The sequence below is a fragment of the Pseudomonas sp. FG86 genome, from assembly GCF_057808775.1.
Window position 1 is genome coordinate 23,907 of record NZ_JBMDIS010000062.1, and the last position, 13,807, is coordinate 37,713.

10 protein-coding genes are annotated in these 13,807 nt (G+C 63.5%); 9 read left to right on the forward strand and 1 reads right to left on the reverse strand.

The window, feature by feature from the left end:
• Positions 1-173 precede the first annotated feature (173 nt).
• The 9 genes from ACODSV_RS27100 to ACODSV_RS27140 all read left to right on the forward strand — a co-directional run bounded on the left by ACODSV_RS27100 (position 174) and on the right by ACODSV_RS27140 (position 10,864).
• Complete coding sequence (locus ACODSV_RS27100) at positions 174-1,505, forward strand: amidase (protein WP_150055115.1); 1,332 nt, start codon at positions 174-176, stop codon at positions 1,503-1,505.
• Positions 1,506-1,516: 11 nt separating this feature from the next.
• Complete coding sequence (locus ACODSV_RS27105; protein WP_003210406.1) at positions 1,517-2,395, forward strand: polysaccharide deacetylase family protein; 879 nt, start codon at positions 1,517-1,519, stop codon at positions 2,393-2,395.
• A gap of 140 nt (positions 2,396-2,535) precedes the next feature.
• The gene (locus tag ACODSV_RS27110; protein ID WP_024073635.1) at positions 2,536-3,876 is read left to right on the forward strand and encodes an MFS transporter; all 1,341 of its coding nucleotides are present in this window, start codon (positions 2,536-2,538) and stop codon (positions 3,874-3,876) included.
• 10 nt (positions 3,877-3,886) lie between these two features.
• The gene (locus ACODSV_RS27115; protein WP_102625192.1) at positions 3,887-4,648 is read left to right on the forward strand and encodes an SDR family NAD(P)-dependent oxidoreductase; all 762 of its coding nucleotides are present in this window, start codon (positions 3,887-3,889) and stop codon (positions 4,646-4,648) included.
• 329 nt (positions 4,649-4,977) lie between these two features.
• The gene (locus ACODSV_RS27120; protein ID WP_069075315.1) at positions 4,978-5,727 is read left to right on the forward strand and encodes an SDR family NAD(P)-dependent oxidoreductase; all 750 of its coding nucleotides are present in this window, start codon (positions 4,978-4,980) and stop codon (positions 5,725-5,727) included.
• A 13-nt stretch (positions 5,728-5,740) separates the two neighbouring features.
• Positions 5,741-6,043, forward strand: coding sequence for a hypothetical protein (locus ACODSV_RS27125; protein WP_024073638.1), 303 nt, complete (start codon positions 5,741-5,743; stop codon positions 6,041-6,043).
• A gap of 111 nt (positions 6,044-6,154) precedes the next feature.
• Positions 6,155-7,129 carry a CobW family GTP-binding protein gene (locus tag ACODSV_RS27130; protein WP_150054205.1) on the forward strand — a complete coding sequence of 325 codons (975 nt, stop codon included), beginning with the start codon at positions 6,155-6,157 and terminating at the stop codon, positions 7,127-7,129.
• Entirely contained in the window at positions 7,126-8,298 is a 1,173-nt protein-coding gene (locus tag ACODSV_RS27135; protein ID WP_150095327.1) for an ABC transporter substrate-binding protein, read from the forward strand. Before ACODSV_RS27130 ends, ACODSV_RS27135 begins: the two co-directional genes overlap by 4 nt.
• 211 nt (positions 8,299-8,509) lie before the next feature.
• A complete protein-coding gene (locus ACODSV_RS27140; protein ID WP_150054203.1) occupies positions 8,510-10,864 on the forward strand; it encodes a putative bifunctional diguanylate cyclase/phosphodiesterase in 2,355 nt (784 codons plus the stop codon).
• Positions 10,865-10,967: 103 nt separating this feature from the next.
• Here the strand turns inward: ACODSV_RS27140 and ACODSV_RS27145 are convergent, their stop codons facing one another.
• Entirely contained in the window at positions 10,968-13,379 is a 2,412-nt protein-coding gene (locus ACODSV_RS27145; RefSeq protein WP_150095328.1) for a glucose/quinate/shikimate family membrane-bound PQQ-dependent dehydrogenase, read from the reverse strand.
• Positions 13,380-13,807: the final 428 nt, after the last annotated feature.

The window sequence follows — 13,807 nt, forward strand, 5'->3', positions numbered from 1 at the left end:
GGGTTCGCGCCTAAAAGGTGAACTCTTTTTTTTGCCGTGTCGAAAGCATCTATACCGCAGCTCTGGACGAAAAAACCGAATCGCTCTCGCTCACGCACGGACAGACTGGCACGAAAGCTGCCTTTGTAAAATGTACATTTTATTAATATGTACGTTTTATGAGGTTCATGCTGATGTCAGACGCCACTTCACTGGCCGAGGATTTCGCCAGCGGTCGCAGCGACCCGGTGCAAGCGCTCGAACAGGCACTCGATCAAGCGAGCCAGTCGGCGGCTGTGTTTATCTGCCTGACCGCCGAGCGTGCCCGTCGCGAAGCCGAAGCCGCCGCCGCGCGCTGGCGTGCCGGCCAGCCCTTGAGTGTATTCGACGGCGTGCCCCTGGCCTGGAAAGACCTGTTCGACGTGGCCGGCAGCATCACCACCGCCGGTGCTGCGTACCGGCGTCATGCGCCGGCCGCTTTGCTCGATGCGCCGAGCGTGGGCCTGCTGTGCCGCGCCGGCATGGTCAGCGTGGGCAAGACCACCCTCAGTGAGCTGGCCTATTCCGGGCTTGGCCTGAACCCGCATTTCGGCACCCCGCATAACCCCCATGGGCGGGATCAGCCGCGTATTCCCGGTGGCTCGTCTTCGGGGTCGGCGGTGGCTGTCGCCGCCGGCATCGTGCCGATCGCCATGGGCACCGACACGGCGGGTTCCATCCGCATCCCCGCGGCCCTCAACGGCCTGGTGGGGTACCGCAGCAGCAGTCGACGCTACAGCCGCGACGGGGTGTTCCCCCTGGCCCACACCCTCGACAGCCTGGGTCCGTTGACCCGCAGCGTGCGCGATGCGTTGGCCATCGACGACCTGCTCCATGGTCGCATTTCCACCCACCGCGTCCGCAGCCTCAAGGGCCAGCGCTTTGTACTGGAACAGGGCCTGCTGGCCGACGTTGAACCTGCCGTGCGCAATAACCTGCTGCGCGGGGTGGAACGCTTGAAGGCCGAGGGCGCGTTGGTCGAGATGCGCCCCTGCGCGACCTTCCAGGCCACCTTGGCACTGATCCAGCAGCAAGGCTGGCTTGGCGCCTTCGAAGCCTTCGCCCTGCATGAAACCCTGCTCGACAGCGCCGACGCCGAACAGCTCGACCCGCGCGTACGCCGCCGCCTCGAAGCCGCGCGTTCCCTGCCGGCCAGCCGGTTGATCCACCTGATCGAGGCCCGTCAGCGCCTGCAACAACAACTGATCGATGACCTCGACGGCGCCCTGCTGATCACCCCCACCGTTGCCCATGTCGCCCCGGCATTGGCAGCGCTGGAAGCCGATGACGATCTGTTCGTCAGCACCAACCTCGCCACCCTGCGCCTGACCATGCCCGGCAGTTTGCTGGACATGCCCGGCGTGACCTTGCCCAGCGGCCATGATGCCCAGGGCCTGCCCACCGGGTTGCTGCTCAGCGCCCCGGCGGGGGAAGACGCACGCCTGTTGCGCGCGGCGTTGTCCGTCGAATCCCAACTGATTATCTAAGGAGACACCCCATGGCTAAAGACATCCTCTGTGCATTTGGCGTCGACGTTGACGCCGTCGCCGGCTGGCTCGGTTCCTACGGCGGCGAAGATTCGCCCGACGACATCTCCCGTGGCCTGTTCGCTGGCGAAATCGGCGCGCCACGCCTGCTCAAACTGTTTGAACGCTACGGCCTGCGCACCACCTGGTTTATCCCGGGCCATTCGATGGAAACCTTCCCTGAGCAGATGAAAGCCGTGGCCGACGCCGGGCATGAAATCGGCGTGCACGGCTACAGCCATGAAAACCCGATCGCGATGACCGCCGAGCAGGAAGAAATCGTGCTGGACAAGTCCATCGAACTGATCACCCAGGTCACCGGCAAACGCCCTACCGGCTACGTCGCTCCGTGGTGGGAATTCAGCAAGGTCACCAACGAGCTGCTGCTGAAAAAAGGCATCAAGTACGACCACAGCCTGATGCACAACGACTTCCATCCCTACTACGTGCGCAAGGGGGATACCTGGACCAAGATCGACTACAGCCAGCACCCCGACACCTGGATGAAACCCTTGGTGCGTGGCGAAGAAACCGACCTGGTGGAGATCCCGGCCAACTGGTACCTCGATGACCTGCCGCCGATGATGTTCATCAAGAAAGCCCCCAACAGCCACGGCTTCGTCAACCCGCGTCACCTCGAAGAAATGTGGCGCGACCAGTTCGACTGGGTCTACCGCGAACACGAACACGCGGTGTTCACCATGACCATCCACCCCGATGTGTCTGGCCGCCCGCAAGTGCTGTTGATGCTGGAGCGCTTGATCGAACACATCCAGAGCCATGCCGGCGTGCGCTTCGTCACCTTCGACGAAATCGCCGACGACTTTATCCGCCGCCAACCGCGTACCTGACCCCAACCCTGTAGGAGCGAGCTTGCTCGCGAAAAGCCTGAGAGCACTGCGTGCATTCAGGATGCCCGCGTCATCGTTGACGATTTTCGCGAGCAAGCACGCTCCTACAGAAAGCCCACTCCACCTCCCGAGGCGCGATTATGTCCATCTACAACAAGCTTGACCTGACTGGCTGGAAACCCCGGCAACTGACGTCCCAGGAAGTGCGCTTCGCCACCTGGATCGCGTTTTTCGCCTGGGTGTTTGCGGTGTACGACTTCATCCTGTTCGGCACCTTGCTGCCGGAAATCGGCCGGCATTTTGGCTGGGGTGAGGTGGAACAAGCTGAAATCGCGACCTGGGTGGCGGTGGGGACCGCCGTGGTCGCCCTGGCCATCGGGCCAATCGTCGACAAGCTGGGGCGCCGCAAAGGCATCATCTTCACCGTGGCCGGCTCCGCGCTCTGCTCGGCGCTGACCGCCATCGGCGGGGCATGGGGCAAGTCGCCGCTGATCCTGATCCGTTCGCTGGGCGGCCTGGGGTATGCCGAGGAAACCGTCAACGCCACCTATTTGACCGAGCTGTATGGCGCGTCAGAAGACCCGCGACTCACCAAGCGCCGCGGCTTCATCTACAGCCTGGTGCAGGGCGGCTGGCCGGTCGGTGCACTGATCGCCGCAGGTTTGACCGCGCTGTTGCTGCCGGTCATCGGTTGGCAGGGCTGCTTTATCTTCGCCGCGATCCCGGCGGTGGTGATTGCGATCATGGCGCGCAAGCTCAAGGAGAGCCCGCAGTTCCAGATCCACCAGCGCATCAGCGAGTTGCGCAGAAGTGGCGCGGTGAGCGAGGCACAGAACGTCGCCGTGACCTACGGCGTGGATTACGACGAACACAGCAAGGCCGGCCTCAAGGCCGCATTCCGTGGCCCGGCCCGTCGCGCCACCCTGGTGATCGGCGCCGCGCTGTTGCTCAACTGGGCGGCGATCCAGGTGTTCAGCGTGCTCGGCACGTCGGTGATTGTCAGCGTGCACCACATCTCGTTCGAGAACTCGCTGATCATCCTGGTGCTGTCGAACCTGGTGGGTTACTGCGGCTACCTCAGCCACGGCTGGATGGGCGACAAGATCGGCCGCCGTAACGTGATCGGCCTGGGCTGGATGCTCGGCGGCCTGTCGTTTGCCGGGATGCTGTTTGGCCCGAGCAACATGGCGATGGTGGTCGGGCTGTACAGCCTGGGCCTGTTTTTCCTGATCGGGCCGTACTCGGCGGCGTTGTTCTTTATCAGTGAAAGTTTCCCCACCAGCATCCGTGCCACCGGTGGCGCGATCATCCATGCGATGGGCCCGATTGGTGCCGTGGTCGCCGGGTTTGGCGCTACCCAGGTGTTGTCCGCCGGCAGCGATTGGCAGACCGCCGCGCTGTGGTTCGGTGCGGTGCCGTGCTTTTTGTCTGGCGTCCTGATGTTTGCCGCGCGCCATGTGCGCCCGGAAACCGTTCAGTAAGGAGTGATTGATGAGCCGTAAAGTTGCCTTGATTACCGGTGCCGCCAGCGGCATCGGCCAAGCCCTCGCGGTGGCCTATGCGCGCTGCGGCGTGGCGGTGGTGGGTGGGTATTACCCGGCCGACCCCCATGACCCGCACACCACGGTGTCCCTCGTGGAAAACGCCGCTGGCGAATGCTTGATGCTGCCGCTGGACGTGGGCGATAGCGCCTCGGTAGACGCGTTGGCCGCCCAGGCGGTGCAGCATTTTGGTCGCCTCGACTACGCGGTCGCCAACGCCGGCTTGCTGCGTCGCGCACCGCTGCTGGAGATGACGGATGCGCTGTGGGACGAGATGCTCAATGTCGACTTGACGGGGGTGATGCGCACTTTTCGCGCGGCGACGCGGCATATGAAGGAAGGCGGCGCGCTGGTGGCGATTTCGTCGATAGCCGGCGGCGTCTATGGCTGGCAGGAGCATAGCCATTACGCGGCGGCCAAGGCCGGTGTGCCGGGGTTGTGCCGGTCGCTGGCGGTGGAGCTGGCGCCGTTGGGCATCCGTTGCAATGCGGTGATTCCGGGGTTGATCGAGACGCCGCAGTCGCTGGATGCGAAGAACTCCCTGGGGCCGGAGGGCCTGGCCAAGGCGGCGCGCGCGATTCCATTGGGTCGGGTGGGGAGGGCGGATGAAGTGGCCTCGCTGGTGCAGTTTTTGACCAGTGATGCGTCGAGCTATCTGACCGGACAGAGCATCGTCATCGACGGTGGCCTCACCGTGCGCTGGCCTGACTGATGTACTCGATCCAAAGGTGGGAGGGGGCAAGCCTCCCTCTGATCGAGCATAAATAAGGATTAAATCTTTTCATTAATCGACCGAATTTTTGTGGCGAGCAGGCTGTTGTGGCAATCGGGCTGTTCTGGTGAGCGGGCTGTTGTGGCGAGCGGGCTTGTCCCGCGTTGGGCCGCGAAGCGGCCCCAAAACCAGCCTCTGAGGCGTACCTGACACAGCGCAGGTGTCTTTGTCAGGGGCCGCTTCGCGGCCCAACGCGGGACAAGCCCGGTCGCCACAGCGGTAGTGGGAGCTCCCACATTGAAACTGTGTTTGATTCAGGAGAATTACCTATGCCCCAACTCACCCATCGCCGCGCCGTGATCACCGGCGCCGGCAGCGGCATCGGTGCCGCCATCGCCCGCGCCTACGCGGTTGAAGGCGCGCGCCTGCTGCTGGCCGACCGTAATGCCGCCAGCCTGGCCGAAACCGCCATCGCCTGCCGCAACCTCGGTGCCGAGGTCTTCGAATGCCTGGCCGATGTCGGCACTGTCGAAGGCGCCCAGGCCAGTGTCGACCGTTGTGTCGAACACTTCGGCGGCATCGATATCCTGGTCAACAACGCCGGTATGCTCACCCAGGCGCGTTGCGTCGATCTCTCGATCGAGATGTGGAACGACATGCTGCGCGTCGACCTCACCAGCGTGTTCGTCGCCAGCCAGCGTGCCTTGCCGCATATGCTGGCGCAGCGTTGGGGGCGGATCATCAACGTCGCCTCGCAACTGGGCATCAAGGGCGGTGCCGAACTGACTCACTACGCCGCCGCCAAGGCGGGGGTGATCGGCTTTACCAAATCCCTGGCCCTGGAAGTGGCCAAGGACAACGTGCTGGTCAACGCCATCGCTCCCGGCCCGATCGAGACGCCGTTAGTGGGCGGTATCAGCGACGATTGGAAGCGCGCCAAGGCCAAGGAACTGCCCTTGGGACGCTTCGGCCTGGCGGATGAAGTGGCGCCCACCGCCGTGCTGCTGGCCAGTGAACCGGGTGGCAACCTGTTCGTCGGCCAGACCCTGGGCCCAAACTCCGGCGACGTGATGCCATGAGCGGGCGATAACCATGTGCGGACTCTGCGGACTGCTCGGCGAAGACCTGCACTGGAGCGACCCCCTGGGCGACGAACTGCCCCGGCGTCGCGAACGCCTGCGCCGGATCGCCGCGATCAACCAGGTACTGGCGGCGTTCCGGCTCAAGGTCGAAGACTTTCAGGGGGCGTCCTACCTGCTGCTGGGCGCTACCGGTAAACAGGCACTGGCCAGCGGGCTGGATCAACTCTGGCAGGCGGCCGAAACCATGCTCGGTCGCCCGCTGGATCCCCTCGACCCCCAACTGCTCGATCACTTGGAAAACAGCCCCCTGTAGGAGCGAGCTTGCTCGCGAAAAACGTCAACGATAACGCGTGTTTCCTGAATGAACGCGGCGCCTGTGAGTTTTTCGCGAGCAAGCTCGCTCCTACAGGGGGCGGAGATAAATATGAGCATCGCACTGAATGTCATCACCGGCTTCCTCGGCAGCGGCAAGACCACCTTGCTCAAGCGCCTGCTGCACGGCGAAAGCCTCGGCGACACCGCGTTGCTGATCAACGAATTCGGCGACGTCGGCATCGACCATCTGCTGGTCGAAGAGGTCGCCCCGGACACCGTGCTGCTGCCCAGCGGCTGCGTATGCTGTTCGATCCGTGGTGAGTTGAAAGACGCGCTGCTCGGCCTGTTGCAACGCCGCGAGCGCGGCGAAATCCCGGCCTTCAAACGGGTGATCCTGGAAACCACTGGCCTGGCCGACCCGGCGCCGATCCTGGCCACCCTGAACAACGACGTGCAACTGCGTGGGCGCTTTCATATCGGCCTGGTGATCACCCTGGTCGACGCCAGCCACGCCGCCCTGCAAGAACGCCTGCACCCGGAATGGCTGGCCCAGGTCGCGGCAGCGGATCGCTTGCTGCTGAGCAAGACCGATCTGGAAGGCGACTGCGCGCCCCTGCGCGCGCATTTACAGGCGCTCAATGCCGGTACGCCGATCCTCGATACCCATGACATCCACAGCGGCGACCAGTTGCTGCTCGGCGAAGGCTTGCGCAGCGCCGAACCCGCCGTGGAGGTCAGTCGCTGGCAACTGCACCAACCCACGGCCGCCACCCACGGCGCTGCGCAAGTGTGCTGCCTGACCTTCGACCAGCCATTGGATTGGGTCGGCTTCGGGGTCTGGTTGTCGATGCTGCTAAGATGCCACGGCGAACGAATCCTTCGCGTCAAAGGACTGCTCAACGTGAACGCAAGTTTGGCCCCCATCGTTATTCATGGTGTGCAGCACTGCCTGCATGCCCCGGTCCACCTGCCGGCCTGGCCAGGTGCCGAGCGGCAATCGCGCCTGGTGTTCATCCTGCGCGGCCTGGACCCGGCGCAGTTGCGTCGCTCGTTCGACGTGTTCTCACGGCGGTTCGCGGCATGATCACATTGCGCGTGCTCGGTACGTCGGTAACGCTGCTCGAATGCCTGCGTGTGCGGGCCGAACAGGAGTTGGGCATTCGCCTGGTGTACCAGGTGCACGATGTCGAACAGGCCCAGCGCATCGCAGTGATGCAGCCCGACAGCTACGACCTGTATGACCAGTGGTTCCACAACGTCGACTTCGTGTGGCCGGCGCGGGCAATCCAGCCCATCGACACCCGGCGCATCGCCCTGTGGCACGAGATCAACGACCTGCCCAAGCGTGGCCGCCTTTCGGCCCATGACCGCCTGGGCAGCGGCAGCGTGCCCAGCGAGCGCCTGTTCGTACAGCACGACGGCAGCCTCGGCAGCACCGTCACCGAACGCATCAGCATGTTGCCCCTGACCCACAATGCCGACAGCTTTGCCTACCGCCCCGAGCGCCTGCCCGAGGGTTTCAGCCACGGCAATGAAAGCTGGGGCTGGCTGCTCGACCCCGCCTGGCGCGCGCGCACCGCGTTGCAAAGCGACGCCGCCATCGGCGCCCTGGACGCCGCGCTGGCGGTGCAGGGCGCCGGGCTGGCGACGTTCAAGGACATCGGCAACATGAGCATCGAAGAGATCGATGTACTCGCTGACATTCTGGTGCGCAAGCAGAAGGAAGGGCACTTCGCGGCGTTCTGGTCGGACGATGAAGAAGCCGCGCAATTGATGCTCAGCCCGAGCATCGATATCCAGAGCCTGTGGTCGCCCACCTTGATGCGCTTGCACCGGGCGGGGGTGAAGTACCGTCTGGCGGTGCCCCGCGAAGGCTATCGCGCCTGGTTCGGCGGCCTGTCCCTGTCGCGGCATGCCCAGGGTGCGGTGCTGGATGCGGCGTATGCGTATCTCAATTGGTGGTTGTCCGGTTGGCCGGGCGCGGTGATGGCGCGCCAGGGTTACTACATCGGCAACCCGGCGCGCAGTCGCGACCACCTGAGCAGCGCCGAATGGGATTACTGGTATGCCGGCAAACCTGCCCGTGAGGAATTGCTCGGCAGCGATGGCTTGCCGCTGATTGATATCGGCGAAGTGCGCGACGGCGGTTCCTATGAGCAACGCATGGGGCATATTGCCGTGTGGAACTCGGTGATGGATGAGCACAACTACCTGGTGCGTCGTTGGGGGGACTTTATGCGCGCCCGTGGCTGACGGCCCGCCCAACGTTTGTCGCCAATAAAATGACAGCGAAGTCCCCGGTTTTATTGGGTGCACTTGTCCTTGCTCCCAGCTAATCTGCTAAAACTGAATATCCATCGACGATGGATATTTTTTTGACGCCAGGTCAGCAGTTCGCGAGGGACGCGCTATGACACAGGGACGCAGTGGCATAAAACGACGAACGCTGCCAGAGGGCACGGCAATGGCGTGGCGCCACACGTTTCAAACTCGTATCGCCGGAGTGCTGGTGTTGCTGCTGCTGGTGGTGGTCGGCGCCACCTACCTCGCCGTCAAGACCGCCACCTCCCAGGCTGTGGAAAACCAGGCCCAGGTCCAGTTGAAGACCGGCAGCCAGGTCTTCGAACGCCTGCTGGAACTGCGGGGGCGCCGCCTGCAATACGGGCTGGATTGGCTGACCGCCGATGGCCCCTTCAAGCAAGCCGTGGTCGAGGGCCAGGCCACACCGATTCTGGCCGCCGTGCGCCGCCACGGCAGCGGTATCCGCTCCAGCCAGGTGTTTGTGCTGGGGCTCGACGGCAAAGTGATGGCCAGTACCTTGCCGGTGCTGAATCGCGGTCAGCTGTTTCCCTACGATGCCGCATTGCGCCAGGCACGGCGCAGTGGCTTGCAGATGTTGATCGTGGCCATGGACGGGCGACCCTACCTGCTGGTGCAGGATGAAGTGCTCGACCCGTTGCCCATTGCCCGAGTCGTCATGGGCTTCCCCATGGATAAAGGGTTCGCCAATGAATTGCGCTCCATGAGCAACCTTGAGGTGTCGTTTCTCAGTGTGCAGGACGGCCGTCCCGGCACGCTGTTCAGCACCCAGCCCGACGCCTACCAGGCCACTGTGTTCAACCTGTTGCGCGACACACACCTCGAGCGTGACGCACAGATCACGTTGTTTTACGGGCAACGCGTGCTCAGCCAAGTGCTGCCGCTGGCCAATAACGGCGATGGCGATGGCGATGGCGATGGCGATGACGTGCGCGTGCTGCTGCAAAGTCCGCTGGACCATGCGCTGGAATCCTTTGCCCCGCTGGACCGGCAGTTCCTCGGGATTGCCCTGGCGGTGCTGCTGGTGTCATTGGCCGGCGCGCTGTTCCTGGCGCGCCGTGTGTCACGACCGCTCAATGCGCTGGTGGAGGCGGCCGGGCGCATTGGGGCCGGTGATTACCGCACGCCGGTGCGGGTGCGCAGCCACGACGAATTCGGCCTGCTGGCCCGCGCCTTCAACGCCATGCAAAGCGGTATCGCCGTGCGCGAGCGGCAACTGGCGCATAACGCCTTGCATGACCCGCTGACCGGCCTGCCCAACCGAGCCCTGGCCATGGAGCGCCTGGGCAGTGCGATCAGTGCAAGGCGGCCCGTGGTGTTGCTGTACCTGGGCATCGAGAACTACCGGGTGATCAACGAAGGCTTCGGTCCTGAGGGCGTCGAGGAAATGCTGCGCGAAGCCAGCCGCTGTCTGTCCATGAGCCTGTTGGCCAGCGACACGGCCGCGCGCATCACCGGCAGCGAATTTCTGCTGCTGCTGGAAAACACCGAGATCGACCGCGCCGTGGCCCGCGCCGACCGGCTGTATGCACTGCTCACCGAGCCCCAACGCATTGGCAATGACGAACTGCGTCACGAAGTCAGTATCGGTATCGCTGCGTACCCCGCCGATGGCCAGCAGGTGGAAGAGTTGATCGGTCGCGCCGCCATCGCTCGTCACGATGCGGCAGCGCTGCCAGGCTACCTGCAGATCTACCAGCAGGACCGCGACCTTGCGCACCAACGTCAGATCACCTTGATCCGCGACTTGCGCCGGGCCGCCGTCGAAGGCGAACTGTTCCTCTGCTACCAGCCCAAGCTCGATCTCAAACAGGGCGACGTGCGCCAGGCCGAAGCCCTGCTGCGTTGGCAGCACCCGAGCCTGGGCCTGGTGTCTCCGGCCGAATTCATCCCCTTGGCCGAGCGCACCGGCAGCATGCGCGGCCTGACCCAGTGGGTGATCGAAGAAGCCATCCGCCAGGTGGGTGAATGGGCACAGCGCGGTATATCGATCCAGCTGTCGGTGAATATTTCTGTGGATGACCTGGGCGATGATGACCTGGCCACTCGAGTCACCACCTTGCTGCTGCAATACGGCGTATTGGCCCAGCAGTTGATTTTCGAGATCACCGAAAGCGCGATCATGCACAACCCGCAACAGGCCCTCAGTGTGCTGGACCGGTTGCGTGGTTGCGGCATCAGCCTGTCGGTGGATGACTTCGGCACCGGTTATTCGTCGTTGGCGCAATTGCAGCGCCTGCCGGTGCAGGAGTTGAAAATCGACCAGTCCTTTGTACGCAACCTCGACAGCACCAGTGGCGATGGGGTGATCGTGCGTTCCACCATCGAAATGAGCCACAACCTGGGGCTCAAGGTGGTGGCCGAAGGGGTGGAGTTCGAGCCGAGCCTCAAGCTGCTCAAACTGTGGCATTGCGACACTGCCCAGGGCTATCTGATCAGTCGGCCGCTCAGTGCCATGGCGTTCGAGATGTGGATGCGGCGCGAGCGGGTACCGCTATAACGACGGGTGCAGTCCACCGCCTCTCCCATATTTTGATTTTCTTCGCTCATGAAAAAGGCGGCTACCTGTGAGGGTAGCCGCCTTGGTTTGCCGCCGATACAGCTTAATCCGGCAGTTTGAACGCCATCACGTAGTCACCCTGCTTGGTGCCCAGGGAACCGTGACCGCCGGCCATGACCAGCACGTATTGCTTGCCGTCCTTGCCGGTGTAGGTCATCGGGGTGGTTTGCGCGCCGGCTGGCAGGCGACCTTCCCACAGTTGCTTGCCGTTTTTCACGTCATAGGCACGCAGGTACTGGTCGAGGGTACCGCTGAGGAACGCCACGCCACCGGCGGTGGTGAAGGTGCCGCCTAGGCTAGGCACGCCCATGGTCAGGGGGATTGGCACGGGCGAGCTGTCGCGCACGGTACCGTTCTTGTGCATCCAGATGGTTTTGTGGGTGGTCAGGTCGACCGCTGCCACATAACCCCACGCCGGTGCCTGGCACGGCAGGCCCATGGGCGACAGCATGGCTTCGAGGATCACGCCGTAGGGCGCGCCTTTGTTCGGCTGTACGCCTTGGGTTTCGCTGATGCGCGGGCCTTGCTTGGCGATATCGGCGGCCGGGATCAGTTTCGATTTGAACGCCATGTAGCTTGGGTTCACGAAGGCAATCTGGCGTACCGGGTCGACGGAAATGCCACCCCAGTCGAACACGCCGAAGTTACCTGGGTACACGATCGAACCTTGCAGCGATGGCGGAGTGAAAGCCCCGTCGTAGCGCATGGACTTGAAGTCGATACGGCACAGCAACTGGTCGAACGGTGTCACGCCCCACATGTCGCGCTCTTTGAGCGGCGGTGGCATGAAGTTCAGGTCGGACTTCGGTTGGGTCGGCGAGGTATGGTCGCCAGCGACTGCGCCTTGCGGCACTGCCACTTCGTGGATCGGCACCACCGGCTGGCCGGTTGCGCGGTCCAGGACGTAGATGCTGCCTTGCTTGGTCGACGCCATCACCGCTTGCTTCACGCCTTCAGCGGTCTTGATGTCGATCAGCGAAGGCTGGCCGCCCACGTCCATGTCCCACAGGTCATGGTGAGTGAACTGGAAGGTCCACTTCACATGGCCGCTGTCGATGTCCAGGGCTGTCAGGCCGGCGCTGTATTTTTCCGAGTCTTCGGTACGGTCGCCGCCGTATTGGTCAGGCATCTGGTTGCCCATCGGCAGGTAGAGCATGCCGAGCTTTTCATCCACGGCGAACATGGACCACATGTTCGGCGAGTTGCGGGTGTAGGTCTTGCCCTCGGCCAGCGGCGTGGTGTCGTCGGGGTTGCCGCTGTCCCAGTTCCACACCAGCTTGCCGGTGTGCACGTCGAACGCGCGGATCACGCCGCTGGGTTCGTCGGTGGAGACGTTGTCGGTGACGTGGCCGCCGATCACCACCAGGTTCTTGGTCACGGCCGGTGGCGACGTGGAGTAGTAACCGCCTGGGGCGAAGCTGCCGATATTGGCACGCAGGTCGACCTGGCCTTTGTCACCGAAGTCTTCGCACATCTTGCCGGTGTCGGCGTTCAGGGCGATCAGGCGTGTGTCGGCCGTCGGTACGAAGATGCGTTTCGGGCAGGCATTCGGCGCGACGGCGGGGCTGGCGCTGCCGGTGGGGCTCTGCTCGGACGCGTAGACGGCGTCATCGTGATACGACACGCCACGGCAGGTCATGTGCGCCCAACCCTTGAAGTTCTCGGCACCTTCGGTGCTGATCTTCGGATCGAAACGCCAGATTTCCTTGCCGGTATCCGGGTCGAGGGCGATGACTTGGCTGTGCGGGGTGCATACGTAGAGCATGCCGTTGACTTTCAGCGGGGTGTTTTCCGCCGTGGTCTCACCCGGGTCGTTCGGGCCGGGGATGTCGCCGGTGCGGTAGGTCCACGCCGGGACCAGCTTATGGGCGTTTTGCGCTGTGATCTGCGCCAGGGGCGAGTAGCGATCGCCATAGGCGGAACGACCGTAGGAGTTCCAGTCGCCATCGGCCTGGGCCGGTGCCGCACTGGCCATGCCCGGTACCGCGTCGCGGTCCAACTGGCCTTTGATCTCACCGGGGTTGGTGAACTGGCTGGCGATGGCTGCGGCGCCCGCCAGTACCACGGCCACGCTCAGCGCGCCGGTACCCAGCGGGGCCGGTTGGCCACGCAGCAACGGACGGCGAAACCATGGGAGCAACATGACGATACCCAGGGCGAACAGCAGTGCCAGGCGCGGCACCAGTTGCCACCAGTCCAGGCCGACTTCCCAAAGTGCCCACACGGTGCTGGCGAACAGCACCAGTGCGTACAGGCCCAGCGCAGCGCGGCGGGTGGCCAGCAGCAAGAGGCCGGTCAAGGTGATGCCGATACCGGCCAGCAGGTAGTACAGCGACCCGCCGAGCATCGTCAGCTTGATACCCCCGGCCAGCAAGGCCAGGCCCATGATCAGCAGCAAGACTCCAAGCAGCCTGGGCAGAAGGCGACTTGGACTTGAGGCACCGTCAGTGCTCATAGTTGTGTTTCTCCGTTACGTTGGAATTATGTAACCCCGTGCTTCACTGTAGATGACGATTCGGCGCGGGCTTGGTTCAGCGTTCATTCGGGTTTTTCTGTGGATAACTGGGTTATCCACAGGCGGGCGATTTATACCCAGGCGCAGGTCGGTGCAAGACAGCGCTGTCTCTGTTGCGAGGGGAATTCGGCAAGATGGGGTCGACCGGAGAGTGAAACGTTTCAGTTTATTGCGGCAAGGATAATGGGAGGACGCGCCGAGAGAAAGCGCAAATCGCAAGATGCATCATTTCCGATTCGGTAACAGTGATTGTGGCAAGCCCGAATGCCGTTCAGTTAAGGCAGAACACCGTAACTGTGGCGAGCGGGCTGGCCTGTGGCGAGCGGGCTTGTTGTGGCGAGCGGGCTTGCCCCGCGTTGGGGCGCGAA